This is a genomic window from Nocardioides sp. Soil796, from assembly GCF_001429525.1.
Lineage (GTDB): Bacteria > Actinomycetota > Actinomycetes > Propionibacteriales > Nocardioidaceae > Nocardioides.
The window spans coordinates 230,500-256,146 of record NZ_LMSQ01000020.1; the positions used below are offsets into that span (position 1 = coordinate 230,500).

Consider the following 25,647-nt stretch of genomic DNA (forward strand, 5'->3'; position numbering starts at 1 on the left):
GGGGATGCCGTTGGTGGAGGCGGTCTGGACGATCTTGTCGCCGGACCCGCGGGGCACGCCGAGGCCGATCTCGCCGGGCTGGGAGTAGCTGGCCGGGTCCTCGATCGCCTGCGACGGCACGGTGACGGCGCCCTCGTCGCTGGTGGACGGGGCCGCAACGCTGGCCGCGCCGGTACCGGCGCTGACGAGACTCGCCGTCCACGCCGCCGACACGACACCGAGGACCACGAGAGCGGCGCCCCGATCTGCGTGGCGTCGTGCCCGTCGAGTGATGGTGCGTGCTCCGGACCGACGAGGTCCTTGGATGTGCCTGCTCATAGTTGCTTCCCTTTCGCTGCCGCACTCTCAGCGTCACGGAAGTGTGGTGTGAGCCACATCGCTCGGGAGGAGGAGATCCCTCACCCGAAGAGGCAGGGCCGGCGCCGGTCAGCTGACGGTCGTGCCCGCCACGCACGCGATCGCCTGGGCCCGGTTGGCCACGCCCAGCTTGCGCAGGATCTGCTTGACGTGGGACTTCACCGTGTCCTCGGTGATCACCAGGCGTGAGCCGATCGCTCGATTGCTGGAGCCCTCGACGATCAGGTGCAGGACCTCGACCTCGCGGGTGGTCAGCTCGGAAAGGACCTCCGGAGCAGCCGGCAGTCTGCCACTGACTCCCAGCAGGTCGGTGCCCGGGGCAGGGTCCATCGTGTCGAGTGCGGACCCCAGCACCGACTCGACCTGCGCGCGCTGGTCCCGGACCCGCTCGAGCAGCACGAGCCGTTCGTGGATCCGGGTGAGCCCCTCGGCAAAGGCCCACAGGACGTCACGATCGACCTGGTCCACGCGCCGCGACGTGGGGAAGTGGTCGGCATGGAGGAATCCGCCGACCGACCCCGCAGCCATCAAAGGAGCCACCACGTAGGAGGTCGACTGCCCCGACTCGATGATGATCTGGCGGTGCACGGTCGCGCTTCCGGTGTCGTAGACCGCTGCCGGCCGACGTTCCGTCAGCAGCAGGGTCTCGGGCGTGTCCCCGCGCAACGCGATACCGGTTCCGATCCACTCGGAGAACCACGACGAGTCGCTCTCGGTGAAGAACGCCGTGCTGGGCACCCACGAACCGTGGTCGACCCGGGAGAGGACCACCCGCCCGAAGTCGCAGCGGTTGACGATCTCCTCGCAGACGGACTCGAGCATGTCGACCGAGTTCGGCAGGGTGCGCAACCGGGAGAGTCCGTCGCCGACCGACTCCAGGCGACGGGTGCTCGAGAGCAGCTCCTCCTGCTGGAGCTCGAGCACCAGCTGCTGCAGGTCCAGGGCCAGCAGGTAGAGTCGACGCGCGGTCAGCTCGTCGACGGGAGCCGACAACTCGGCCCGTTCGGTGCAGAAGCGGGCCAACCTGGACAGGCGCGCCGGCGAGGTCCGGTCGCACCCGGGGTCGGTGACACCGGGGTCGGGGACCATGGTGTCGGGGTCCGCGTGCAGTGCGTCGGTCAGGTCAGCACACAGCTCGGCAGCACGCCGGCGGAGCCCGCGGTCGAAGTGCGTGTGCCCGCCGCGACGCGGCAGGGCGAAACTCACCGCTCGGGAACGGTCGCCCGGGATCATCGGCGCTCACCTGCCGCGAGGTACTGGGCGATCGCCTGCGAACGATTGGTCGCCTTCATCTTGCGGAGGATGTGCTTGACGTGCGACTTCACCGTCGTCTCCGAGACTGTCAGGCGGTCGGCGATCTGGGCGTTGGTCGCCCCACCGATCAGGAGCGCGAACACCTCGCGCTCCCGCGTCGTGAACCGGTCCTCGATCCGGGCCGGCCCCAACTCCCCGGTCGCGGGCGCGTTGCTCCTCGGACTGGGCACGGCGAGGGTCACCGGAGAGCTCGTCAGGTCCTCCACCGCCTGCTCGGCCGCAGCCAGGGCCGACTTGATGTGCTGCTTCTGGGCCATCAGCTTGTCGAGGAGGGCAAGTCGCTCGAGGATCAACCCGACTCCGTTGGCGAATGCCCGCACCGCGGCGACGTCGCTGTCGACGATGGAACGCCCCGAGGCGTCGGTGTCGACGTGGAGCAGCCCGAAGACCCGGTCTCCGGTCAGGATCGGGGCCACGATGTACGACGCACTGCCGCCGACGTCGTGGAACGGCGCGAAGGTGCGCGACTGGACCGCGGTGTTGCGCACCAGCGCCGGTGCCCTGCGGCGCAGCGCCTCGGCCTCGACCATGCCGCTGGCCAGTGCGATCCGGTTGCCGCGGAGCAACTCGGCCATGGCCTGGTTCTGGTCGCTCCCCGAGTCGGTGGCGTGCCAGGCGACGGGGAGCCACGACGAGTCCTCGACCCGCGACACGAGCACCCGGTCGAAGTCGCACCCCCAGGCGAGCTCGGAAGCGGCCGAGCGCAGGACCTCATCGACGGTCCGCGCGTTCTGCAGCCGCTCGAGGGCTACGTTGACCCGCCGGGCAGCCAGAAGTGGCTGCGCCATCAGGTGCTGGACGGTGTCGGTGACTGCCGCGACCTCACCGGCCAAATCGGCCAACGACGTCGGGGCGTCCGTGGCCCAACGTTCCGCGGCCCTCTCCAGGACCTCGACGTCGGGTGAGCCCGGTGGCAGGTGCGAGACGTCGAGGAGGGAGCGGATCGTGGCCGAGAGTCGGACCCTGCGCTCGTCGATGTCCACCGGCGACAGCGCCGGAGGGGAGTCCGCAGTTCGTGCCATGAGTCGCACCCTTCGAGGCCACTGAAGTTACTTACCGTTTACTTTCTGTTTACAGTTTCAGTGAGGAAGGTCATACTGTCAACCAGTAAAGGCGCCAAAACCCGACACTAGGTTACGTCGGCGAAGATTGGGAATCTCTCCCAAATGGTTAGCCCCGTATTTACTTACAGGGTCGCCCAGCCGCCCCGAACGACGTTGGGCGGCGTGATCAAGGAGCCGAGGAGTCAGATGTCTGTCCCGCCAGATCCGGGGTTCGTAGAGCACAACGACCCACCACAGCCCGAAGTCACGGCCGACGAGAAGGACTTGTCCCTATCCGGCCTCTCCCGGGTGGACGTACGTCGAGCGGTCGGACTCACCCTCACCGCTCTGCTGGTCGTGGGCGTGCTGGCCAGCGCCTTGCTCGCCTGGCAGGCCCGGGGTGAGGAGACCTCGCCGACGGACGGCCGCGCGGCCGGACGCGACGCCGCCGTCCAGGCCGCGACCGACGGGTTGAAGGCCTTCCACACGATCGACTACCGCGACCTCGACGGGTTGATCGACACGTGGTCCGACGTCACCGCCGGGCAGCTGCACGCGATGGTCGGCAAGGGCGAGAAGGCCGTGTTGCGCGACCTGAAGAGGTCCCGCACGGTGTCCACCACCGAGATCGGGCGCATCGCCCTCAGCTCGTACGACGCCGACGCGGGCGAGGCACGTGCGGTGGCCCTCGTCACGATCCAAACGAAGAAGAAGGGCACCGAGAAGACCACACGGGTCACCGAGTTCCTGTGCTTCGTGGAGCGTGGATCCGACGGCTGGAAGCTGTCGGCGATGCAGAGGCTGGGAGGTCAGTCGTGAGGTTCCGGCCCCCGCAGTCGACAGGCGCCCTCGCCGTCCTCGCCATCCTCGTCCTCCTGGTCACCGGGCTCGGGGTGGCCCTCGCGGTCAGGGGAGGTGACGATCCCGAGTCGGTGGAGAACGTGGCGTTCCTCGACGACGGGACGACCGAGCTCGTGATCCAGGACGTCGAGCAGCTCGTGAAACAGGTCTTCTCGATCGACCCCAAGCGCGTGCGCACCACGCGTCGCGCAGCCGAGGCTGCACTCGTTGACGAGGCGATCAACGAGTACGACCGCCTCTACAAGCCCTTCCTGGCCCAGGCCAGGAAGGGCGGACTCAGTCTCACCACCACCCCTCGCGCCATCGGGGTCGTGGAACTCACCGGTGACGACGGGCGCCTGCTCGTGCTGGCCGAGCAGACGGCCACCTCGCCGGACGGCCGGAGCACGACAGGCGAGGCCCGCTTCGAGCTCGACGTCGTCCAGCAGGGTGGAACGTGGAAGGTCTCCGGGATCGAGCTGCTGTGAGGGGGTCAGCCCGCACCGAGGGCCGACAGCCCGATCAGCGCCTCGTCGTACTCCCGGCGCACCCGAGCCACCAGCTCGTCGACGGCAACGACCTCACGGATGCTGGTGACTCCGTGTCCCGCACTCCACACACTAGGGTCGGCCACGAGCCGTTCCTGCTGGAAGTCACCTGCGCTCACCGGCCCGGCCTCACGGCCTTCCAGCCACTGGGCGAGCAGGCTGGCCGGGAGTCCGCCCACCTGGTCGCTGAGCCGGACGTCGTCCATGCTCGCCTCCACGACGGCGGAGCGGTACTCCTGCGACGCGAGGCTCTCACGGGTGGCGATGAACGGGGTGCCCATGTAGGCGAGGTCGGCACCGAGCACCCGGGCGGCGAGCAGCGCCACGCCGTCCGAGACCCCACCCGCAAGGACCACCGTTCCGGCGAAGAACTCACGCACGGCGCGCACGAAGGCGAAGGGATTGGCCGCGCCGGTCTGGCCCCCGGCGCCAGCCGAGAGCAGCACGAGCCCGTCCACACCGGCGTCGGCAGCCTTGCGGGCCTGGGCCAGCGTGGCGACATCCGCATAGACCTGACATCCCGAGGCGTGCAGGGTCTCGAGCACCGGGGTCGGCGAGCCGACACTCGTGATCACGAGCTCGATTCCGTGCTCCACCAGGCAGGCGGTGTCCTCGTGAAGGCGAGCGTTGGTCCGATGCACGACGAGGTTCGGGGCGATGGGTGCCGCCGGGGCGTCAGCCAGGTCGCGCCTCATGCCGGACAGCCACGTGTCCAGCTCCGCCACGTCGCGGGCGTTGTGCGTCGGGAAGGACCCGATCACGCCGTTGCGGCACGCCGAGACGACCAGCTCGGGGCCGGAGACCCCGGTCATCGGGGCGGCGACCAGGGGGACGGTCAGACGACGTCCGAAGTCGGTGGTGGCGGTGCTCATGCGGACCTCCAGGCAGCAGAAGTAAATGGTGGGCGGCATGACAGTAGGAGCCTCGCCGTACCGTTGATTCCCCATCCTAACCGAAAAGTAAATCTTGAGTAACCTCACGATCATCTGTTTGGATGGTTGCGGAGCATGATCAGGGGAGACCGGAGATGGTAGTGACAGCACGGCCGGCGCCGGCCGCACCTCGACGACGTCCTCGAGACCGCAAGCAGCAGATCATCGCCGCAGCGGGCGACCTCTTCTACCGCCACGGCTACGCCAACGTGAGCACCGGCCAGATCGCGGAGTCCGTCGGCATCACGGCCGGGGCCCTCTACCGCCACTTCTCGAGCAAGCAGGACCTGCTGGCCCACGCACTGACCGACGCGTTCGAACGCGGCACGGACGCCGTCGGGGATGGCGAGCCACCGCCCCTCGAGGACATGGTCGCCGAACTCGCCACGACGGCCGGCGTACGCCGCGACCTGGGCGTTCTGTGGAGCAGGGAGACCCGACACCTCGAGAGCGGGCGCCGAGCAGAGGTGCGGGCGCGCTTCTTCGCGTTCGTGGCGCGGTTCGCCGCACAGCTGCACGCCAGGCGGCCGGAGATCTCGCTCGATGACGCGGACCTGCTCTCCTGGTGCGTCCTCGCGGTGCTGACCAGCCCCTCGTACCACCGCACCCCGATGTCGGAGAGCGGGGTCAAGGACCTCCTGCAGCGCAGCGCCCTGGCGGTCGCGTCCGCGCCGATCCAATCCACGCCCATCGACTCGGCCACAGCGGGCGCCAGGGTGCGAACCGGCCTGCAGCCCCACTCGCGCAAGGAGGCGATCCTCGCAGTCGCCACCCGGCTCTTCAACGAGAACGGCTACCAATCGGTGACCATGGACGACATCGGCGCCGAGGTCGGCATCACGAGCACGGCCGTCTACAAGTACTACCCGAGCAAGGCCGACCTGCTCTCGGCGACCATCGCCCGCGCCTCCGTGCCCCTGCAGCTGGGCCTGAACAATGCCCTGGCCGCGGCCTCGACCCCCGAGGAAGCGCTGCACAAGGCCCTGGCCGCGTACGTCGACTTCGCCATGGTCCACCACGACCTGCTCGGCATCCTCGTCTCCGAGGTGGGCAACCTCCCGAGCGACCATCGCCACGACGTGCGCCGGTCTCAGCACGACTACGTCGCGGAGTGGGTGCGCCTGCTCACCGAGACCCGGCCCGAGCTCAGCACGCCCCAGGCCCGCTACCTCATCCAGGCGATGCTCACCGTGGTCATCGACACCTGCCGCACCCAACACCTCAGGGAACGGCCGAGCCTTCCCGAGGACCTGCGCCTGGTCACCACGCGAATCCTCGCCGTCGAGCTCTGACGCCCTGTTCGTCCGGCCCGGGCACGCGGGGGTCAGCGTTCGCGGAAGCCCTCGAAGGACTTCTGCGCCGATTGGGAGCCCAGGACGGAGGCCTGGCTGAGGGCCTCGAGCTCGAGGGACGACTGCAGGGTCCCGCCCGTGCTGGCGTTGAGCAGCCGCTTGGTCATCGACATCGCCATCCGCGACTGGGCAGCGAGGCGGTGGGCGAGCCCGGTCGCGGTCGACAGGGACTCCTCGGCACTGGGGACCACGAAGTTGACCAAGCCCAGTCGCTCGGCCGTGCCGGCATCGATCTCGTCCGCGAGCAACATCAGCTCCTTCGCCTTCTGCATGCCCACGAGCCGCGGCAGCAGATAGGCACCACCGAAGTCGGGGACCACACCGCGCCGCAGGAAGACCTGGCAGAAGCGGGCGTTCTCGGAGCACACGATGAGGTCGCACGAGAGGGCCAGGTTGAACGCGCCGCCGTAGGCGATGCCGGCCACGCTGGCGACCACCGGCAGCGGACTGTTCCAGATGGTGAGGGCAGCACGCTGGTAGGAGCGCATGAAACGGATCATCGCGTCGTCGTCGCGGCTCAGTCCCGCCTCGAGGACTCCTTCCGCGTCGCCACCGGAGGAGAAGTGCTCGCCCTCGCCGGTCAGGACCATGGCGTGCACCCGGTCGTCCCGCTCCGCTGCCACCACCTCGTCGCACAGCTGCTCCGCCGTGGAGGCACCGATCGAGTTGATCCGCGAGGGTCCGGACATGGTGAGCACCCTCACCGGGCCGTCGTCACGGACCAGGATCTCGGTGCTCATCGTCGGCTCTCTTCCAACTCGATCAGCGCCACCGGCACGTCGACGTGTCGCGAGCGCAAGTACTCCCCCAGGCCCTTGGCCTGCGGGTCGGGTCGGGCGGTCTCGGCGACGCCGGCGCCCAGGAGGCCCACGACGACGAAGTTGAGGGCGTTGAGCCGGGGCAGCGCCCATCGCCGGATCTCGAGGTCTGCGGCCTCCGGCAGCAGCTCGCGGAACCGCTCCACGGTGAGGTGGGCGTCGAGCCAGGCGAAACCGCGCTCGTCCTCGGTCCAGATGCCGACGTTGGCGTTGCCCCCCTTGTCGCCCGAGCGCGCACTGCACACCGTGCCGAGCGGGACCCTGCGGGTCTCACCCGCGATCGCTGTGACGTCGGTCCCGAGGGCCGACACCGGCTGGGACTCCACGGGGGTGGCGGTGGGTCCGTGCGGCACCACTCGTCTGGTGCCGTCGGGCAGCACCACGCTGTGCGTCACCACGTCGAGAGGCACGAGCGTCGGCCAGTAGACGCCGTACGCGCTGGCGTCGGCGGGCGGTGTCGTGGTGTGGAACCCGGCGTACCCGCCGACGGCGAGCTCCATGGTCGCGTTGGCGAACCGTCGCCCCACCTTGTTCTTGTCCGCCGACTTGACGGTCACCCGGAGGTGGGCGGTGGCCTGCTCGTTGGTCTCCGCGTCGGGGCGGTCGAACCGCAGGAGCCGTACGTCGACCTCGTCGAACGTGTCCTCCCCACCGAGGACGTCGAACAGCTGCGCGCGCGCCCAGTCCGCCTTCGCCTCGATGTCGAGGCCGGTGAGCACGAGCGTCATGGTGTTCCGGTAGCCACCGAGCTGGTTGATCGCGACCTTGAGGTCGGGCGGTGGCGCGGTGCCGGTGGCTCCGGAGATGAGCACGCGGTCGGGGCCCTGCTGCTCGAGGCGGAGGGTGTCGAAGTGTGCGACCACGTCGGGGTTTGCGTACGCCGGGGACTGGATCTCGTAGAGCAGCTGGGCCGTGACCGTGCCCGGAGAGACATGGCCGCCGCTGCCGACCTGCTTGGTGATCACGACCTGACCATCGGCAGCCACCTCCGCGATCGGGAACCCGGGACGGCGTTTGTCGGGGACGGCCGGCAGGCGCGAGTAGTTGCCACCCGTCGCCTGGGGCCCGCACTCGATGACGTGGCCGGCCGCCACCGCGCCGGCGAGGGCGTCGTAGTCGGTCCGGTCCCAGCCGTGCCACCACGCGGCGGGCCCGACGACCAGAGAGGCGTCGGTGACCCGGGGGCACACCACGATGTCGGCGTCGGCCCGGAGGGCGTCGACAATGCCCCACGCGCCCAGGTAGGCGTTGGCGGTCACGGCCTTGGTGTTCGAGTCGGCCAGCGCCTTGCCGGTGTCGAGATGGGTCAAGGGATGTCCGGCCGCGACCAGCTCCGGCAACCGGTCGGTGAGGTCGTCTCCCTCGATCCACGCGATCCGCGGGGACAGCCCCAAGGTGGCGGCCAGCTCGTGCAGCCGATCGGTCAGGCCCTCCGGGTTGAGCCCCCCTGCGTTGCTGACGACCTTGATCCCGCGATCGAGGCAGGTCCCCATCACCCGCTCCATCTGGGAGAGGAAGGTCTTCGCGTAGCCACCCGAGGCGTCCTTCTGCCGCGCCTTCCAGAGGATCAGCATGGTCAGCTCGGCGAGGTAGTCGCCGGTGAGCACGTCGACATCGCCGCCCTCGAGCACCTCCCAGGCGGCGGCGACCCTGTCGCCGTAGAACCCCGAGCAGTTGGCGATGCGGACCGGACGACGATTGTTCACGAGATCTCCTTGGCCAGCAGTGAGGGCCGCCGCCCGTCGGAAGGTGCTCCGGCGAACGCCTGGGCGATGGACATCCATTCGGCCGCCGCGTGCCCGCGGACGACCAGGTCGGTGTCCGCCACGTGGCGGCGCTGGGTGACCACGAAGCAGAAGTCGAGCGCGGTGCCCGTCACGGACTGGGCGGCATCAGGTGGCCCCCAGGTCCACCGGTTCCCGTCGGGCGCCGCCAGGTCGATGCGGACCTCCGCCTCGGGCGCGGGCCTTGCGCGGAGCACGTAGCTGAAGGCACGTGTCCTCACCCCCAGGTGAGCGATGTGTCGAAGCCGGCTGGTGGGCACGCACTCCACGCCGAACGTGTCGGAGATGTCGAGACCGTGCGCCCAGGTCTCCATGAGGCGTGCCGTCGCGCAGCTCATCACGCTCATGTCCGGGCCGTACCACGGCACCCGATCGCGCGCTTCGGCCTCACCGAGGACCTTCAACAACGTCGCACGGGAGTCGGCGAACCAGTCCGCCAGGTCCACGACCGGTGTCTCGCGGAAGCGCTCGGCCACCCGATCGGGGAAGTCGGGCCCGAGGGCCATCAGTGCCTCGGCCTCGCGTCGGAACCGGTCAGGCTCGGTGATCGCGATGATGGCCGCCTCGTCGAAGAACGCCAGGTGGCTCACCTGGTCACGCACCGCCCAGCCGGCTGCCGGTGTGGCCAGCTCCCACTCGGAGGCGCTCAGGCCCAGAAGGAGCCCGGCCAGGTCGGTGGTCTCGGCCGCCAGGTCGGTCACCATGTCATTCAGGGTCACGGCGGTCATCGTCCCTCCCATTGGGGTGCTCGCTTGTCGCGGAAGGCCGCCGGGCCCTCCTGGGCGTCGGCGCTCAAGTAGACGGGTTCCCAGATGCGCTCCGCCTCGTCAAAGGCTTCCGCGAGGGGCATCTCTGCGATCAGCCGGGCGGTGCGCTTGCCGGCCATCACCGAGAGCGGCGCATTGGCGGCGATCCGCTCGGCGAGCTTCTGGGTCTCCTCGACCAGGTCGTCCGCGGCAACCACCTTGTTGACCAGGCCGACCTCGCGGGCGCGCTCGGCACTCATCATGTCGCCGGTCAGAAGGATCTCCATGGCCACCCGCGGCGGCACCAGCCAGGAGAGCGGAGCGGCCCACGGGGCACCGCGACCGACCTTGACCTCACTGATCGCGAACCTCGCGGTGTCTGAGGCAATGCACAGGTCAGCGGTCTGGGCGAGCAGGAAGCCACCGGCCAGGGCCACCCCGTTGACGGCGGCGATGGTCGGCTTGGAGACCTCGATGTTGCGGCCGAACTGAGGCACGAAGTCGATCGGCGGGACCGTCAACGCGTTGTCGGCCATCTCCTTGAGGTCGCCGCCGGCGCAGAACGCCTTGTCCCCGGCGCCGGTCAGCACGAGCACCTTGGCGGCATCGTCGGAATTGAAGCGCCTGACGCCGTCGAAGAGGCCGTCGCGGACCTCCTTGTTCAGCGCGTTGCGGGCCTCCGGACGGTCGATGGTCAGCCAGGCGACGCCGTTGCGCACTTCGTAGGTGACGCTCACGACTCCTGCTCCTCCACCACCGCGAGAACGGTGCCGAGCTCGACGGCCTGTCCGACCGAGACGTCGATCTCGGAGACGCTGCCGTCGACCGGGGCAGAGACGCTGTGCTCCATCTTCATCGCCTCGAGCACGACGACGGTCTCGCCCGCCTTGACGGTGTCACCCGTCTCGACCGCGATCCTGACGACGGTGCCGGGCATCGGCGCGAGCAGGGATCCGGGGGCACTCTGCGAACCCGGTTCCGGGAACCGGGGCGACTCGATGAGCGTCGTTGCACCGAGCACACTGTCGACGAACGCGATGTCGTCGACGCGACGCACGGTGCAGGTACGGCGCACGCCGCCGACCTTGAGGTCCACCACGTCCGGCGATGCATTGAGCACGGTCGTCCCGGGCTGGGCCTCGCCGTTGACACTGACCTCGATCGCGCCCCGCGAGTAGCGGTAACGCACGTCGTACTCATCACCGTCGAAGCCGTAGACGGCCTCCTGGAAGCCGCTCGGCACATTGCGCCAGCCGGTCGGCACGTGTTCGAGGACGCGCGCGGTCTCACGGCGGGAGGCCTGGTCGGCCAGGGCGGCCGCGATCGCGTGGACGGTGACCGTCTCCGGAGCCCGCCAGGACTGCGCGAGCGTCATCGGGTCGTGTCGACCGAGGTAGCCGGTGTCGATGGTCCCGGCCGCGAACTCGGGCTCGCGGAGGATGCCGACCAGGAGCTCACGGTTCGTGACGACCCCGTGGAGGCGGCTGTCGGCCAGCGCCCGGGCGAGGGTACGCCGGGCGTCGTCGCGGCTGGGGCCGTGTGCGATCACCTTGGCCAGCATGGCGTCGTAGTGCACGCTGATCACCGAGCCGTCGACCACCCCGGCGTCGACCCGGATGCCGGGGAGGTCGGGCACCGAGAAGCCGTGCACCGTGCCGGTGGCGGGCAGGAAGCCTGCGGCAACGTCCTCGGCGTAGAGACGCACCTCGATCGCGTGCCCGTTGATGGTGGCGTTGAGGGCCTCCTCGGGCAGGGGATTGCCCTCGGCGACCAGCAGCTGCAGACGGACCAGGTCGAGGCCGGTGATCATCTCGGTGACCGGGTGCTCCACCTGGAGACGCGTGTTGACCTCGAGGAAGTAGAACCGGCCGTCGGAGCCCATGACGAACTCGGCGGTGCCGGCGCCGACGTACCCGATCGCCTTGCCTGCGGCGATCGCCGCAGTGCCGAGCTCCTCACGGAGCGCCTCGTCGACGACCGGTGACGGCGCCTCTTCGATGATCTTCTGGTAGCGACGCTGAATCGAGCACTCACGCTCGAACAGGTGGACCACGTTGCCCTGGGTGTCGGCGAAGATCTGCACCTCGATGTGGCGAGGCGAGTCCAGGAAGCGCTCCAGGAAGATGGTGCCGTTGCCGAACGAGGTCACGGCCTCGCGACGCGCGCCCTCGACGGCTTCCAGCAGTCCGTCGGCGTCGTTGACGATCCGCATGCCGCGGCCACCACCGCCGTACGCCGCCTTGACGAGCACCGGGTAGCCGATGTCCGAGGCCACCCTGGCGGCCAGGGCTTCGCCGTCGATCGACGCGTCGTCGGAGATGGTGACCTGCGGCAGAACCGGTACGCCGGCGTCCGCCATGATCTTCTTGGCCTCGATCTTCGAGCCCATGCTGTCGATCGCCTCGGGAGGAGGACCGACGAAGATCACGTCGGCCTTGGCGCACTCGCGAGCGAAGTCGGCGTTCTCGGAGAGGAAGCCGTAGCCCGGGTGGATCGCGTCGGCGCCGGTGGCCTTGGCCGCCGCCAGGACGAGATCGGAGCGGAGATAGGTGTCACCGGGCGAGGTGCCGGGGAGATGGACGGCCTCGTCCGCCTCGTGCACCCACGGCGCGTCGGCGTCGGCGTCCGAATAGACAGCGACGCACGCGATGTCCAGGTTGCGGGCCGTGCGAATGATGCGCGAGGCGATCTCGCCCCGGTTCGCGATGAGCAGCTTGCTGATGGTTGCCATGGGTTCCGTTCTCACATTCGGAAGACGCCGTAGCCGCGTCTGCCCTCGATGACCTGGGTGTGCACCGCGGAGAGCGCCATTCCAAGCACTGTGCGGGTGTCGCGCGGGTCGATCACGCCGTCGTCGTACAGCCGTGCGCTGGTGAAGAACGAGTGCGACTCGGCGGTGATCTGCTCCTCGATCTGCTTGGTCTTGATGGCGTCGGCCTCGAGGTCGAACTCGCGGCCGGCGGCCTCAGCAGCCTGTTTCCCCACGATCGACAGCACGCCGGCGAGCTGCGACCCACCCATCACGGCGAGCTTCGCGTTGACCCACGTGAACATGAAGCGCGGGTCGTAGGCGCGGCCGGACATGCCGTAGTTGCCGGCGCCGAAGGAGGCCCCGATGTTGATCGTCAGATGCGGCACGGTGCTGTTGGTGACGGCGTTGATCATCTTCGCGCCGTCCTTGATGATGCCGCCCTGCTCGTAGTCCTTGCCGACCATGAAGCCGGTGCAGTTCTGCAGGAAGACCAGCGGGATGTCGAGCTGGTTGGCCAGCATGATGAACTCTGTGCCCTTCTGGGCCTCCTCGCTGAACAACACACCACGCGCGTTGGCCAGGATGCCCACCGGGTAGCCGTGGATCGAGGCCCAGCCGGTGACCAGGCTGCTGCCGTAGAGCGGCTTGTACTCGCTGAAGCGGGAGCCGTCGACCACGCGGGCCAGGACCTCCTTCGGGTCCACCGGCACACGGAAGTCCGCGGCGGCGATGCCGAGCAGCTCGTCCTCGTCGTACAACGGCGCGTCCGGCTCGTGGCTGGGAGCCGGGCCGTGCTTGCGCCAGTTGATCTCCGACATGATCTGTCGCCCGATCCGCAGGGCATCGCGTTCGTCGACCGCGAAGTGGTCGGCCAGGCCGGAGACCCGGGCGTGCATGTCCGCACCGCCGAGCTCCTCGTCGTCGGACTCCTCGCCGGTCGCCATCTTGACCAGGGGCGGGCCACCGAGGAAGACCTTCGCGGCGTTGTCCACGAGCACGGCGTAGTCGCACATGCCCGGCACGTAGGCGCCACCGGCGGTCGAGTTGCCGAACACGAGGGCGAGGGTCGGAACACCCATGCCGGAGAGCTCGGAGAGACCCTGGAAGATCTTGCCCGCGGCCACGAAGAGCTCGGACTGGGTCGGCAGGTCGGCACCACCGGACTCGACCAGGTTGATCACCGGCAGCCGGTTGGTCTTGGCGATGTCGAGGGCGCGGAGGTTCTTGCGCAGCGTGTAGGGGTTCATCGTTCCGCCGCGGACCGTCGGGTCGTGGGCAATGATCACGCACTCGACACCGGAGACGACGCCGAGGCCGGTGACGATGCTGGCGCCGACGGTGAACTGGGTTCCCCAGGCCGCCAACGACGAGAACTCGAGGAACGGCGCGTCACGGTCGAGCAGCAGCTCGATCCGCTCCCGGGCCAGCATCTTTCCGCGGGCGCGGTGCCGGTCGCCGTACTTGGCCCCGCCACCGGCTCGCGCCAGGTCCAACTGCTGCTCGAGCTCCGCGAGAGCCGCCTCCTGGACGGCGCGGTTCTCCTGAAACTGATCGCCGCGGGGGTCCACGGCCGTACGCAATGTCGTCAACGTCTTTTCCTCCTGCTGTACGGCCACCGGAACCGGTCGGCCTCACACTGGAAATGGTCTCGATTTCGCCGAACGTCGGCGTCGTCGTCGGGGAGGTTGTTACCCCTCCCAAAGGGGGGGATCAGCGGCTGTCCAGCACGAGGTTGACCGCCAACACGACGGCCCACGTGGCGAAGAGCAGGCCGATCAGGAAGCACGACCTGGCGCCCCGCTTCAGTGAGCGGAGCTCCTTGTCCCGTCGGGCCATGGACGGTCGTTCGGGGACGAGCTCCTCGACGTTGCGCAAGCCCCACAGGCTCAGTGACACGAAGCCGGCTGCGACGAGGGCACTGATCAGGACCGGGGTCATCGGTCTTCCAGGGTCCCGGGGCTGACACCGGCGTCGGCCGGCGGCTCGTCGGCGTTCTTCGGGCGGTAGTCGTCGGCGTACTCGACGTCGGCGTCCTTGATCTCGTCCTTGAGCCACTCTCGCCAGGCCTTGAGTGCTGCCTCCGAGCGGGCTGCGTCCGCGACCTGGTCCTTGACCCTGGCGAAGGGCATGGCCCGCCCGGGAGTCACCGCGACGACCCGGCCGACGTTCCAGCCGTAGGGCGTCTTCACGGGTCCGAAGACGCGGCCCTCGCCCGCTGCGAACGCCGGCTCGGCGAACGCCTCGTCGAGCTCCGCCGCGGTGACAGTGCCCAGGTCACCGCCCTTGTCGCGGGTCGCGTCGTCGAGCGAGACCTTGCGTGCCACGGTCGCGAAGTCCGTCCCGCCTCGTACTGCGGCAACCACCGTGCGGGCGTCCTTGCGGTTGCTCACCACGATGTTGCTCAGGCGACGCTGCTCCGGGAGGGCGAACCTCGACGGGTCGTCGTCGAAGTAGGACCGCACGTCGTCGGCGCCGACTCCGTCGACCGCGTCCTGGGTGATCTCCCGGAAGAGTAGGGCGATCGCCTGCTGGCGCTTGATCTCCTCGAGTACGTCGTCCTCGCTGATCCCGAACTTCGCCAGCAGCTGGTTGAAGTCCTTGCGCGGGTCGGCCAGCTGCTCCTCGAGCATCGCGGCGAGCGTGTCACGGGCGGACTTGTCGGAGATCACGATGTCGTACTCCTCGGCGGCATCGTCGAGGATGAGGCTGACCGCGACGGCCTTGGCGGCGTCTCGCTGGAAGGTGTCCTGGTCGTCGGCCGCGGCGGGCTTCTGGATTCCGTACAGGGCACCGAGCGCGTCGACCCGCTCGTCGAGGTCGTGCTGGGTGATCACCTGGCCGTCGTACTCGAGGACGGCGTCCTCGGGCAGGCCGGTGAACATGCGGTAGCCGGCACCCGCGCCGACGGCGACCACCGCCACCAGGGCGACGAGTGCCCCGACCCGGGTTCGCGTGCGTTGCGGCAGGGAGAGCTTGGGGATCTTCACAGCTTCACCTTCATTCGAGTCGGTTCGGTCTGGTTGACTGCGGGCGCGGCCACCGGCGTCGGGGAGGTGGTCAGTCGCATGACCTGTGCGGCCAGGAGCGACAACCCGACGGTGGCCGCGAGGAAGAGCCCGAAGTCACGAATCACGGCCAGCCCCGAGACGATCAGTGCCAGGTAGCCGGACGCAGCGGCCGCGGCGGCGACCAGGACCGCCCGGCGTACGACGACGCTCCGTGGGCCGACTCGCCCGGCGCCGAGCAGGACACTGAACTCGCAGGCCGTGGCGGTGGCCAGGCAGCCGAGGGTGACCGTCAACGGCGTGAGTGAGACTCCCAGGAACCAGGCACCCGCCAGGCCCCAGCCGGTCGCCAGTGACGCGGCGCCGACCGCACGGAGGGCGTCGGCCCGTCGGCGGAGTCCGATGAGCAGCACCAGGCCGGCCGCACCGATCCCGGCGAGGCTTGCCAGGTAGCGGTCCTGCGACACCAGCTCGTAGCTGCGTCCGGTCACGACCGGGAGCCCGGCGAGATCAACGGTGGTGCCGTCCGGTGGCGGCGGGAGCGCTTCGCGCAGGTCCCGGAGCAACTGCTGCTGCTCGCCCACGTCATCAAGCTCGATCCCGAAGCTGAGCACGGCCTGGCGCCGGTCGTCGCGAATCACGGAGCTGCGGAGGTAGTGAGGCATCTGGTCGAGCCCGGCCTGGATCTGGGAGACCGTGGGGTTCTCACCGAGGAAGGCCAGCAGCGAGGGAGGGCTGGCCACGGGGTGCAGCCGATCCCCGAAGCGGCGCAGCGTGATCTCCTGTGCACGGTTCATCCAGGCCAGGTTCGCGGGCGTGAGCACGTCGTCCCCGCGGACGAAGACCTGCACCTCACCGGCCGAGCCCAGCACCCCTTCGGCGTACGTCGCGTCGTCGAGCTCCGGGACGCCCTGGGCCAGCTGCTCCGGCTGGGCCGCGATGTCGAGGTGCGGCAGTGCCAGCCACCCGACCAGCCCGATCGCCCCTGCGCCCATCAGGACGCCGAACCGTGCGAGCGGCGACAACGCCCTGCCGCGCACCGGCACAGCGGCCGGCTCGAGGGTCGCCTCGGGCACGTCGGGCAGTTCCGCGGAGCGCGGGGCCAGCTTGCTGATCAGCAGGCCGAGGGCCACGGCGATGAGGACGCCGGTGGCCAGTGCGATGCCGAGGTCTCGGACGAAGGGGACCGGGGAGATCGCCAGCGACAGGAAGCCCGCCGCTGCGGCGACGGCAGTCACGATGACCCGGCGACGGTCGGCGCCGCGGAGCAGGTACGCCGGGAAGTCGCTGCCGGTGCCCATGATGATCGGCAGGAACGCCACCACGCCCAGGGACAGGGGGTGGTCCAGCCAGCCGAACAGCGCGAGCGTGATCGCGGTCGCGCCCAGTGTGGCCACCAACGGAAGGAGCCGTGCCCGGCGACGGGAGAGCCACGGGAGGAAGGCGTAGCACGCCCCGATCAGGACCAGGGCTACCGAGCCCAGGAGCGGGATCTCGTGCCGCAGCATCCCTCCGAGACCCGAGGCGATCACCGGCATGCCGGTGACGGTCACCTTGGTGGTCTGGAGCCCGGCGTCCCCGACCGCCTTCTTGGTGCGCTCCACGAGTCGTTCGGTGGCCGCCTGGTCGAGGCCCTCGCGGGGCCGGACGACGATGGCGATCGCATTGGGACGGGGCACGACGAAGCGCCACTGCTGACGCGGCTCGCCCTCCTCGTCGAAGACGACCGCGCGGACGAAGCCGGGGTTGCGCAAGGTGGGCAGGCCCGCGGGCAGGCCCTTGGCGAGCAGGCTGCCGTAACGGACGTCGAACTTCGCGACCGCCGCGTCCGCCGCCTTGGTCGCCTCGGCCTTGCTCGCTCCGGCCGCCCGGGCACGTTGCTCGGCGTCCGCTCGCAGTCCGTCGCGGCGGCCCGAGATCGTGGCCAGCATGTTCTGGGCCTGGCCGGCGACCTGGTTGAGCACGGTGCCGGGGCCGTAGACGACGGCGACGTCGGGCAGGCGGGAGAGTTCCCCCTCGAGCCCGACCAGCGCGGTGATCTGTTCCCGACCGAGCAGTCCTCCGGACTTCTTCGACTCCGCAACCACGACGATCGGGTCACCCCCGAACGAACGGGCGGCTTCGAGACTCGCCTTCTGGCTCGGGTCGTCCAGCGACAGGAAGGAGGCGCTGGTGGTGTCCGTGCGCACCTGGCTCAGACCGATGCCCACCATCGCGATCGCCATCGCGATGAGCACCAGTCCGAGCAGGCGACGCAGCGGAGTCACGGTTACCGTCCGTCCCTCTCCACACGCGGGTAGTCACCCTTGAACGGACCGGGAGTCGCTCCGGTGCCGGGTGCCGGGTAGGGGTTGGTGTAGTTCCCCAGCAGTCCGTCGGTCGAGATCGGCAGGCCCGGCGAGTGGGTGTTCACCAGCGGGGTCAGTCGCAGGTAGTAGGCGCCGCTCTCGTCACGGTAGTTGAGCACCGCGTTGAAGTTGGCGAAGTACGCCGCCAGCTCCGGACCGTAGGGCTTGACGTAGGCGAGCATCGGGTTGACGTCGGCCAGGGTCGCCTGGGCCGTCGGGATGATCGACTGCAGGTCCTTGCTGATCGTCGGCACCCGCTTCAAGGTGGCCGGGGCCTTGTCCAGCACGCCCGACATCGAGGGAAGCATGCGGCGCAGGTCGGTGGTGGTGGACGGGAGCTCGCGCAGGGCGAGGGAGAGATCCGGTCCGGCGGCCCGCAGGTCGGTGGCGACCGGCAGGAGCGCCGTTGCCAGCGATTCCAGCGAACCGGACGCCGTCGATGCCGTGTCGAGGACGCCGGGCGCCAGGCGCAGGGTGTCCTCGATCGCCTGTCGCTGCCCCGCGGTGGAGGCCGTGAGCCGGTTCGCGTTCTTCACCAGGCTGGCGATCTGTCCCTGACCGGTGTCCAGTGCCGCGAGGACCTGGGTGGTCTCGCGGGCCAGCGCCGTCAGGTCGGAGGACTGGGCGGCGATGGCGTCGAGGGCGGTGTGACCCTCGCGGCCGAGGTTGCCCATGCCGGTCAACAGCGCCGCCGTGTCGGACTTGGTCCCGGAGGTGCCTTCACCGAGCGAACGGAGCAGGCTCCTCAGGTCGCCGCGGGTCTGCTCGTCCACGCTGGCCAGGACGTCACGGAGCTGCACACTCGGCTCCACGGCGTCCTCCGGGAGCTCGGTGCCGGAGGGCAGCTCGGCCCCCTTGCCGTCGGTCAGGGCGAGGTAGGTCTCGCCGACGAGCGAGCGTTCGGCGAGCCGGAGCTGGGCACCCTCGTGAAGGGGGGCCTGCTCGTCGTCCAGGGCGAACTCGACCTCCAGCCCGCCACCGTCGAGGCGCTCGACCGAGCGGACCTGTCCGACCCGGACGCCCGCGATCTGCACCTGTCCGGCCATGACCAGGTTGTCGACGTCCTTCATCTTCACCGTGGCGGTGTACTCGCCGGAGTCGATGAAGGGGCGCTTGGCACCTGTTCCGGAGTAGAAGAAGTACATGATCATCGCGACCGCCGCGAAGAACGCGACCAGTGCCAGGGTCCGCCCGGCAGTCGCACCGATTCCGAATCTCATCAGTTGTCTCCTCGGCCCTGGTCGAGCTTGTTGGGAAGGACAGCGGCGCCGGGGAGCGGCACCATCAGGTGACCGCGGATGATGCCGCCGTTGGCGTCACCGGCACCGAAGACCGACGAGGTGTTGTAGACGAACGCGTTGATGTCGGTCAGGTAGTTCATGACGGTCAGCGTGTCGTGGTCCAGGCGCCCGGTCACCGTGCGCAGGGTGCGCAGCGACGTGCCGGCGTCGGCCACGGTCGGTCGCAGGTCGGCGATGACGCCGGTGGCCTGGTCGAGCACCGGCTTGGCGGAGTCGAGCGTGTCGCCCAGGTTGCCGATCGTCGACTGGAAGCGGGTCAGGGCGGGCGGCAGGTCCTTCGAGGCCTTGTCCAGGTTGTCCAGCGTCGGGTCGAGCTGTGTGGTGAGCTCCTGGGTGCTGCCGAGGGCACGACGGAGTTGGACCGTGAGCCCGGGGACCTCCTTGAGGCTGGCGCGCAACGCCTTGTCGCTGCCAGCCAGGACCGACAGGGTCTGCTCGGTCGACGACGCGAGCCTGGTGATCCGCTCGTCGTTGGATCCGACGGCCTGGGAGATGTCGCCCAGGGCCGTGACCAGCGTCGCGATCCGCTCCTTGCGGGTGGCCAGTTCCTTGACGACCGGCTGCAGGGAGTCCAGCGTGTCGGAGGTGGCACCAAGTCCCGGTGGAAGGTTCTGCGGGGCCCGTGCCAAGGCCACGTCGGACTCGAGCAGCAGGTCGGTCAGTGCTGACTGAGAGCGCTCGTCGAGGTGGCCGAGGATCTCATCGGCCTGGATCGGTCGCTTGGTCTGGGTGACCGGCAGGACGTCACGTTCGGTCATCCGGCCGGCCGACTTGGTGCCCGGGTTCAGCTCCAGCTGCATCTCGTTGAGCGGGTTCTTCGGACGGAGCACCGCTTGGGCGTTCTTGTAGATGTCGTAGTTGCCGTCAAGCCTCATCGTGACGACAGCCGTGCCGTCGTCGGTCGCCTCGGTCTGCGTCACCGCGCCGACCTTGACCCCGGCGATGGTCACGCTGTTCTGGCTCTCGGGGTTCAGGCCGGGAACCTGCGCGAACTCCGCCTTGACGATGGTCTGGTCACTCCACGGGGCGCTGCCGCCCAGGTAGGACTTGATGATCACTGCGGACAGGACGCCCAGCATCATCAACACGGTCAGTGCACCGACGTCGCGGCCCAGGCCGGGAACGGTCTTCAGGCGCTCGATGTGGGCCGCGAATCGACCTTGCTTGCTCATCGTGTGCTCCTCGAGACGAGGGGAAGCTGGAGCGAGTCCAGCCCGGTGTTGGGCAGGATGGGATCGGCGGACGGGGGCGACGTACCGAGCGGAGGCTTCGGCTCACCGTCGTTGGCGCCCTCCTCAGGCCCGGCCGGCAGCAGGAAGCCCGCCGACTCCAGGTACTGGATCAACGACTTGCTGATCACGCCACCCGGGGTGTTGACGCCGACACCGGCCATCAGTCGTCCCATCGCACCGTTCTTGTCGTGGAACTTGAAGACGTCGGCGGTGTCGGAGAGCAGGTAGCCGACCTCTTCGTAGAGGAGGTTGTCGTTTCCTCCACCCTCGTAGAGGCCCTTGCCCTTCCAGGACGAGTTGACCGCCTTCTTGACCGGCCCGTTGAGCCGGTTGAGGACGGGCCCCTTGAAGTCGTTGAGGACTCCGGTCGCGTCGATGCTGGTCGGCACGAGGTCCTTGACCAGGGGCCGGGCGTCGCGGACTACCACCCGGGCGTCGGCGATCACCGGACGCGCGGTCTCGAGCACGGTGTCGAGCTCGGCCAGCACCGGGTCGAGCTCACGGGCCGCCGGCCGGAACGACTTCGCGGTGGTGCCCAGCTTGTCGAGCGTGCTGTCGAGGTCGGCAAGCCCGGCCCGGGTCACCCGCATCGTCTCGGGACCGTTATCCAGGGTCTCTGCCAGAGGGGTCCTCGAGTCGGCCAGGGCGGACGACACGGTGCCGAGGTCGGTCAGGATCGAGTCCAGCTGTCCGCTCTCGCTGTTGAGGGCGGCGGAGGTGTTGCGCAGCCCGTCGACCACACGTGTCAGGTCCGTGGCCGGAACCGTTCCGCGCAAGTGCGAAAGCACCTCGCTCGCGGGTTCCAGCGTTCCTGGACCGTTGGTGAGCAGCCTGCGCAGCTCCCGGTCACCTGTCCTGTTCATGGTCCGGTCGAGGTTCTTCACCGTCCCCTTGACCGCGTCCGAAGCATCCGGCGTGACGGCGCTCAGGACCCGGTCCAGCTCGACGGGTACCGTCGTGCGCTTCACCGGGATGGTGCTGCCCTCACGGACGTCACCTTCCTCGCCGCCGGGCACCAGCTCGACGTAGTAGGTGCCGCCCAGGACCAGGGTGGGACGCACGTTGGCGCTGGGCGCGGTGCCGAGCTTGTCGCGGGTGCCGTCGTGGAGCTTCATCTCGACGACGGCCCGGTCGCCCTCGGATCGTTCGACACCTGTCACGGTGCCGACCTCGACGCCGGCCAGCTTCACGACGCTCTGGTAGGGCACGAGCTTGTAGGACGCCGAGAACTCCGCCTGCAGGTTCTCCCCCGAGGCGAGGGTGGTCTCGACCTTCGGCCGGTTGAAGGCAAGCAGGGCGAATCCCAGCAGGAACACCATCACCATCACCCCGGCCGCCTTCGGCGTACGTGGCTTGAGGCTGGAGGCAAATGATCGGGCACTCATCGGGTCACCCCTTCGGGCAGGCCCGGGGGCAGGCCCTGGGCACGGTCGTATTGGGCAACACCCGGTCGCGGGTACTGGTTCTGCGGAAGGTTCCCGGAGCGGAGGAGTCCGCCGGTCACAGTGTTCACACCGGGTGTGACACCGAGCCGTGCGTAGCGCACACCCGGGTTGGGTCCCTGCGAGACGAAGCTGGCGCCGCGCAGGAACAGCTGCGCCATGTCGGTGGAGTAGCGCGACAGCACGCGCAACGGCGTGAGCAGGTCGCCGACCGCCTGCCGCACCTCGGGCACCAGGGGACGGGCATCGGACAGGGTCCGGGTCAGGTCGTCGACTGCAGGCAGGGCCAGCTCGGACACACCGGGCACCTGGTGGGCGACCGGGACGGCATCCACCAGGAAGCCGCGAAGATCCTTCTCCGACTTGCCGAGTGCCTTGGCACCGGGTTCGAGGGCGACCATCGCCTCCCGGGTGCGAGACAGGGGCGCCTGCAGGCTGTCCATTGCCTGGTCGACGTCGTCGAGCGTGCCGGGGAGGCGGCGTACGGTCTCGCGCAGCGGCGTTCCCGAGTCGGTGGAGATCGCGGTCAGGGTCTGGTCCGACTGCCGCACCAGCTGTGCGATCTCCGACTCGCGCCCGTGGAAGCGCGTGGCCAGCAGGTTGGCGCCCTGCAGCAGCTCCGCGAGATCCGCGTCGGGGTCGGCGAGGGCCTTCGACACGGCGCCCACGTCGCCCAGCAGGTCAGGGGCCTCGGCAAGGAACGCCTTGAGATCCGTGCCGTGGCCGGCCGCTCCCCCGCCGACCTCGCGCAAGGTCCGCGTGGCGGCGGCGCGGGTCTTGGGGTCGAGCACGTTGAGCAGCTGGTGCAGGTCCGCCGAGTCCTCGGTCTGTGTCACCGGGATGGGTTCGCCCGCCAAGCCACCAGCCTTGCTGGTGCCGGGGTCGAACTCGACGAACTTGGTGGCCAACGCGGAGAGGTCCCAGACCGCCGCGGTGGCGTCCTTGTAGACGTCGACGTCGCCGTCCAGCTCCAACGTCACCAGGGCCGCGTCGTCCTTGTACTCGACGGCCTTGACCCGGCCGATCCTCTTGCTGTTCTGGCGGACGGCGTCGTTGGCACGCAGGGAGTGCACGTCGGAGACGAGGGCCTGAACCTCGGTCGTCTTCGCGAACGGCATGCCGGTCTGTGCCTTGAAGGTCAGGAACAGGACACCGGCGAGCACGACGAGCACGACGATGCCTGCCCGGAACGCGACCGATCGCGCCAGGAAGTCGGGGGTCACCTTGACAGTCACTTCAAACCTCCGAGAAGTTGTTCGAGCAGCGCGTTCTCCTGAGGCTGGGAGAGGCCGGTGGCACTCTTCTCCGTGCTCGGCGGCGCCGAATCGCTGGTCGGTGGTGCCGTGTTCTTCGGAGCGCCGGGGCGGCCCGGCAGCGGGACCTCGGGTGCCGCGGGCACGGGCAGTCCGTGCAGGATGTCGTCCGGAAGGGCCGGCACGAGACCGGCGGCGGTGTCGCCCAGCGCGTTCGGCGACAGCGGGACCATCGCCTTGAAGTAGTGGCTGATGGCGTCGTAGTCGCTGGTCGCCATCGACCAGCCCTTGACGAACTCGAGGAGGTCGGTCAGGTGCTGGCCGCTGACCGCCCCCGTGGTGAGTCGCTCCGCCGCGGCGCTGGTGGGCACCAGGTCCCGCGCCGTCGGGCGGAGGGCCGCGGCGACCGGGCCGGCCTGGGCGAGCAGCTCGTCGGCCTTCTTGAGCACCGGGGGCAGCGACGCGAGGGCCGGATCGGCCGCGTCCGCGAAGCGCTGTAGCTCACCACTGATGTCGACCAGGTCGTCAGTCACCGGACGGAGGGAGCCAAGGGTGCGGGTCGCCGGGTCGGCGACGCCGGCCAGCTCGGCCAAGGCCGCCCGGGAGCTGGAGATCGTGCCGGGCAGACGCTCCAGGGCGCTCTGCAAGGTCTCGCGTTCGGCGGCGACGATGCCCAGGGCATCGGTGGTCGAGCTGACCAGGTGGTCCAGGCTGCGACCCTTCTCGGTGCCGAGGGCCGAGGCGACGGGTTGGACGTTGTCGACCAACTGGCCGAGCAGCTCGTTCTGACCCGACAGGATCGCGGCGAGGTCGCGGCTCTGGGTCATCGCCGGCCCGAGCGCGGCGATGGCGGCGTCGGTCTGCTCCCCCTGGCCCTTCAGGGCCTCTCCGGACTCCGTCACCAGGGCAGCGAGTGCCGCCGAGGTCGGTGTGTCGAGTGAGCCGAGCACGTCCTGCAGGTCGACGACGCGTGCCGTGTGCTTCTGCGAGATCACCATCGGGTCCTCGAGCTCCGGAGAGTCGGGGCTGCCCCGGTCGAGCGCGATGAACCGCTCGCCGAGGAGGTCCTGGGTGGTGATCGTGGCGGTGACGTCCTCGTGCAGCGGGAGGACGGAACGGTCCAGCACCATCTCGACCTCGGCCTTGCCGTTCTCGAGGTCGATGTCGGTGATGCTGCCGACCTGGACGCCGGCGGCCTTCACCACGTTGCCGGCCACCAAGGGGCTGGCGTCGCTGAACACCGCGGTCACCCGGACCTGGTCGTCGGCCACGTCGTCACTGACGAAGTGGTTTCCGACCATGGCCAGGCCGACCACACCCACGCCGACGGCGGCCAGCTTCTTGGGGTTCGGCTTCATCGGATCTCACTTCCGTTCGCGTCGGTCCACGGCTGGTTGACCGGTTGGCCGGGTGCCGGGCGCGGGTTCTGACGTGCGGTGGGCAGGGGAACAGGGGTCTCGTTGAGGGCGCTGGTCCCGGGGGCCAGGAGACCGGCCCAGGTGTGGCCCGCACCGTCGTAGGGCGCGAAGGCCTGGCCCCAGTTGAAGAGGCCGCCCACCGCCTCGGGGGTGTAGGGGCGGAGGAACGAGATGGCCGGTCCGAGGTCGCCGACGAGGTCGTCGGCAGTGGGGAGGACTGCGTGACTGGTATCCAGGAGCTCGGGCGTCTGCTCGAGCAGCTCGTCGGCCGAGGACAGCAGGGGACGCAGCTGCGCCACGGTCGGCCGAAGGTCGACGAGGGTCGGCGCCAGGTTCTTGCTGACGCCGGGCAGGTGACTGACAGCCGGGCGCAGGTCCTCGAGCAGGGCGACGGTCTCGGTGGACGCACCGGGCACCTTGTCCAGCGTGTTCTGCGCGGTCCTCAGGGTCCCGGGCAGCTTGTTCAGCGTGCTCGAGAGGTCTTCCTGGTGCCCGGCGATCGCACCCGTGGCAGCATCCAGGTCGGAGACCGTCGACGCGATCGACTCCCGGCGCGAGGCGGCGACGTCGGTCATCCGGCTGAGCTCCTTGACCAGCGACCTGATCGCCGGGCCGTCCTTGCCGACCGCGCGGAGCACCTCACCGAGGGCGTCGACGGTGCCGGCCGCACCACGGATGGTGCGCCGCAGGTCGTCCTCGTGCCCGTCGACGCTCTTGTCCAGCTGCCCGATCAACGAGGTCAGCCGCTTGCGGGTCGGGGCATCGAGGGTGGACAGGACCTGGTCGACCTCGACCTGGTGCGACTTCGCCTCCAGGTAGGAGCCGTCGGGGACACGGGAGTTCTTCTCGGGTCCCGGGTAGAGGGTGAGGACCCGCTCGCCGACGGCGGAGACCCACTCCACGCGTGAGGTGGTGCCCTCATGGATGGGGCCGAAGTCGTCATCCAGGGAGATCGTCACCACGGCCTTGCCGTCCTTCACCGCGAGGTCCTCGACCTGGCCGGCGTGGTGGCCGTTGATCCACACCGGAGTGCGCTCGGACACCTGGGCGGCCGAGGGCATCACCATCTTCACCTCGTAGTCGTCGTCGCCCGCCATGGTCACGCCGCCGACGACGACGGCAGCCACCGCGAGGGCGCCCAGAAGAGGTTTCGCACGCATTG

General features: G+C 69.5%; 21 protein-coding genes and 1 pseudogene. 3 read left to right on the forward strand and 19 right to left on the reverse strand.

Going from position 1 to position 25,647, the window contains the following annotated elements:
• From ASH02_RS26485 to ASH02_RS27400, 3 genes and pseudogenes are all read right to left on the reverse strand, one after another.
• Positions 1–318: pseudogene (locus ASH02_RS26485) on the reverse strand (hypothetical protein); the annotation flags it as partial.
• Between the two features lie 108 nt (positions 319–426).
• Entirely contained in the window at positions 427–1,590 is a 1,164-nt protein-coding gene (locus tag ASH02_RS27165) for a helix-turn-helix domain-containing protein (protein WP_056683529.1), read from the reverse strand.
• Positions 1,587–2,693 (reverse strand): LuxR C-terminal-related transcriptional regulator, encoded by a 1,107-nt coding sequence (locus ASH02_RS27400; protein WP_082563877.1) that lies wholly within the window; start codon positions 2,691–2,693, stop codon positions 1,587–1,589. The genes ASH02_RS27165 and ASH02_RS27400 overlap by 4 nt, the downstream gene beginning before the upstream one ends.
• A 306-nt stretch (positions 2,694–2,999) precedes the next feature.
• Between ASH02_RS27400 and ASH02_RS22215 the strand changes: the two genes are divergently transcribed.
• Entirely contained in the window at positions 3,000–3,533 is a 534-nt protein-coding gene (locus tag ASH02_RS22215; RefSeq protein WP_156388744.1) for a hypothetical protein, read from the forward strand.
• Positions 3,530–4,042: a hypothetical protein gene (locus ASH02_RS22220; protein WP_056683538.1), complete on the forward strand. Its 513-nt coding sequence runs from the start codon at positions 3,530–3,532 to the stop codon at positions 4,040–4,042. The genes ASH02_RS22215 and ASH02_RS22220 overlap by 4 nt, the downstream gene beginning before the upstream one ends.
• Before the next feature lie 5 nt (positions 4,043–4,047).
• On the opposite strand, the gene ASH02_RS22225 is transcribed toward ASH02_RS22220, so the two are convergent.
• Positions 4,048–4,974, reverse strand: coding sequence for an NAD(P)H-dependent flavin oxidoreductase (locus ASH02_RS22225; RefSeq protein ID WP_056683541.1), 927 nt, complete (start codon positions 4,972–4,974; stop codon positions 4,048–4,050).
• A 155-nt stretch (positions 4,975–5,129) separates the two neighbouring features.
• Here ASH02_RS22225 and ASH02_RS22230 point away from each other — a divergent pair, with 155 nt between their 5' ends.
• A complete protein-coding gene (locus ASH02_RS22230; RefSeq protein WP_056683544.1) occupies positions 5,130–6,326 on the forward strand; it encodes a TetR/AcrR family transcriptional regulator in 1,197 nt (398 codons plus the stop codon).
• Between the two features lie 32 nt (positions 6,327–6,358).
• On the opposite strand, the gene ASH02_RS22235 is transcribed toward ASH02_RS22230, so the two are convergent.
• The 15 genes from ASH02_RS22235 to ASH02_RS22305 all read right to left on the reverse strand — a co-directional run bounded on the left by ASH02_RS22235 (position 6,359) and on the right by ASH02_RS22305 (position 25,645).
• Positions 6,359–7,126, reverse strand: coding sequence for an enoyl-CoA hydratase/isomerase family protein (locus ASH02_RS22235; RefSeq protein ID WP_056683548.1), 768 nt, complete (start codon positions 7,124–7,126; stop codon positions 6,359–6,361).
• Entirely contained in the window at positions 7,123–8,910 is a 1,788-nt protein-coding gene (locus ASH02_RS22240; protein ID WP_057295470.1) for an acyclic terpene utilization AtuA family protein, read from the reverse strand. Before ASH02_RS22240 ends, ASH02_RS22235 begins: the two co-directional genes overlap by 4 nt.
• A complete protein-coding gene (locus tag ASH02_RS22245) occupies positions 8,907–9,716 on the reverse strand; it encodes a TIGR03084 family metal-binding protein (RefSeq protein ID WP_156409833.1) in 810 nt (269 codons plus the stop codon). Before ASH02_RS22245 ends, ASH02_RS22240 begins: the two co-directional genes overlap by 4 nt.
• A complete protein-coding gene (locus ASH02_RS22250; protein ID WP_056683557.1) occupies positions 9,713–10,471 on the reverse strand; it encodes an enoyl-CoA hydratase/isomerase family protein in 759 nt (252 codons plus the stop codon). The genes ASH02_RS22245 and ASH02_RS22250 overlap by 4 nt, the downstream gene beginning before the upstream one ends.
• On the reverse strand, positions 10,468–12,465 hold the full coding sequence (locus tag ASH02_RS22255; RefSeq protein WP_057295472.1) for an ATP-binding protein: 1,998 nt from the start codon (positions 12,463–12,465) through the stop codon (positions 10,468–10,470). The genes ASH02_RS22250 and ASH02_RS22255 overlap by 4 nt, the downstream gene beginning before the upstream one ends.
• Before the next feature lie 11 nt (positions 12,466–12,476).
• Positions 12,477–14,066 carry a carboxyl transferase domain-containing protein gene (locus ASH02_RS22260; protein WP_082620981.1) on the reverse strand — a complete coding sequence of 530 codons (1,590 nt, stop codon included), beginning with the start codon at positions 14,064–14,066 and terminating at the stop codon, positions 12,477–12,479.
• A 130-nt stretch (positions 14,067–14,196) separates the two neighbouring features.
• Positions 14,197–14,424 carry a hypothetical protein gene (locus tag ASH02_RS22265; RefSeq protein ID WP_056683566.1) on the reverse strand — a complete coding sequence of 76 codons (228 nt, stop codon included), beginning with the start codon at positions 14,422–14,424 and terminating at the stop codon, positions 14,197–14,199.
• Positions 14,421–15,473 carry a peptidyl-prolyl cis-trans isomerase gene (locus tag ASH02_RS22270; protein WP_057295474.1) on the reverse strand — a complete coding sequence of 351 codons (1,053 nt, stop codon included), beginning with the start codon at positions 15,471–15,473 and terminating at the stop codon, positions 14,421–14,423. Before ASH02_RS22270 ends, ASH02_RS22265 begins: the two co-directional genes overlap by 4 nt.
• Positions 15,470–17,758 carry an RND transporter gene (locus ASH02_RS22275; RefSeq protein ID WP_082620982.1) on the reverse strand — a complete coding sequence of 763 codons (2,289 nt, stop codon included), beginning with the start codon at positions 17,756–17,758 and terminating at the stop codon, positions 15,470–15,472. The genes ASH02_RS22270 and ASH02_RS22275 overlap by 4 nt, the downstream gene beginning before the upstream one ends.
• Positions 17,759–17,760: 2 nt before the next feature.
• Complete coding sequence (locus ASH02_RS22280) at positions 17,761–19,059, reverse strand: MlaD family protein (RefSeq protein WP_056683572.1); 1,299 nt, start codon at positions 19,057–19,059, stop codon at positions 17,761–17,763.
• A complete protein-coding gene (locus ASH02_RS22285; protein ID WP_056891609.1) occupies positions 19,059–20,312 on the reverse strand; it encodes an MlaD family protein in 1,254 nt (417 codons plus the stop codon). Before ASH02_RS22285 ends, ASH02_RS22280 begins: the two co-directional genes overlap by 1 nt.
• Positions 20,309–21,757 carry an MlaD family protein gene (locus ASH02_RS22290; protein WP_057295475.1) on the reverse strand — a complete coding sequence of 483 codons (1,449 nt, stop codon included), beginning with the start codon at positions 21,755–21,757 and terminating at the stop codon, positions 20,309–20,311. Before ASH02_RS22290 ends, ASH02_RS22285 begins: the two co-directional genes overlap by 4 nt.
• Positions 21,754–23,049, reverse strand: a complete 1,296-nt coding sequence (locus tag ASH02_RS22295) for an MlaD family protein (protein ID WP_056683582.1) — start codon at positions 23,047–23,049, stop codon at positions 21,754–21,756. The genes ASH02_RS22290 and ASH02_RS22295 overlap by 4 nt, the downstream gene beginning before the upstream one ends.
• Positions 23,046–24,425, reverse strand: a complete 1,380-nt coding sequence (locus ASH02_RS22300) for an MlaD family protein (protein ID WP_056683585.1) — start codon at positions 24,423–24,425, stop codon at positions 23,046–23,048. The genes ASH02_RS22295 and ASH02_RS22300 overlap by 4 nt, the downstream gene beginning before the upstream one ends.
• Positions 24,422–25,645 (reverse strand): MlaD family protein, encoded by a 1,224-nt coding sequence (locus ASH02_RS22305; RefSeq protein WP_056683588.1) that lies wholly within the window; start codon positions 25,643–25,645, stop codon positions 24,422–24,424. The genes ASH02_RS22300 and ASH02_RS22305 overlap by 4 nt, the downstream gene beginning before the upstream one ends.
• Positions 25,646–25,647: the final 2 nt, after the last annotated feature.

What these genes read in the sequence shown, in the direction of transcription:
- ASH02_RS27165 (WP_056683529.1), bottom strand. Translation starts at nt 1,590, where the DNA reads ATGATCCCGGGCGACCGTTCCCGAGCGGTGAGTTTCGCCCTGCCGCGT.
- ASH02_RS27400 (WP_082563877.1), bottom strand. Translation starts at nt 2,693, where the DNA reads ATGGCACGAACTGCGGACTCCCCTCCGGCGCTGTCGCCGGTGGACATC.
- ASH02_RS22225 (WP_056683541.1), bottom strand. Translation starts at nt 4,974, where the DNA reads ATGAGCACCGCCACCACCGACTTCGGACGTCGTCTGACCGTCCCCCTG.
- ASH02_RS22230 (WP_056683544.1), top strand. Translation starts at nt 5,130, where the DNA reads ATGGTAGTGACAGCACGGCCGGCGCCGGCCGCACCTCGACGACGTCCT.
- ASH02_RS22235 (WP_056683548.1), bottom strand. Translation starts at nt 7,126, where the DNA reads ATGAGCACCGAGATCCTGGTCCGTGACGACGGCCCGGTGAGGGTGCTC.
- ASH02_RS22245 (WP_156409833.1), bottom strand. Translation starts at nt 9,716, where the DNA reads ATGACCGCCGTGACCCTGAATGACATGGTGACCGACCTGGCGGCCGAG.
- ASH02_RS22255 (WP_057295472.1), bottom strand. Translation starts at nt 12,465, where the DNA reads ATGGCAACCATCAGCAAGCTGCTCATCGCGAACCGGGGCGAGATCGCC.
- ASH02_RS22265 (WP_056683566.1), bottom strand. Translation starts at nt 14,424, where the DNA reads ATGACCCCGGTCCTGATCAGTGCCCTCGTCGCAGCCGGCTTCGTGTCA.
- ASH02_RS22280 (WP_056683572.1), bottom strand. Translation starts at nt 19,059, where the DNA reads ATGAGATTCGGAATCGGTGCGACTGCCGGGCGGACCCTGGCACTGGTC.
- ASH02_RS22285 (WP_056891609.1), bottom strand. Translation starts at nt 20,312, where the DNA reads ATGAGCAAGCAAGGTCGATTCGCGGCCCACATCGAGCGCCTGAAGACC.
- ASH02_RS22290 (WP_057295475.1), bottom strand. Translation starts at nt 21,757, where the DNA reads ATGAGTGCCCGATCATTTGCCTCCAGCCTCAAGCCACGTACGCCGAAG.
- ASH02_RS22300 (WP_056683585.1), bottom strand. Translation starts at nt 24,425, where the DNA reads ATGAAGCCGAACCCCAAGAAGCTGGCCGCCGTCGGCGTGGGTGTGGTC.
- ASH02_RS22305 (WP_056683588.1), bottom strand. Translation starts at nt 25,645, where the DNA reads ATGCGTGCGAAACCTCTTCTGGGCGCCCTCGCGGTGGCTGCCGTCGTC.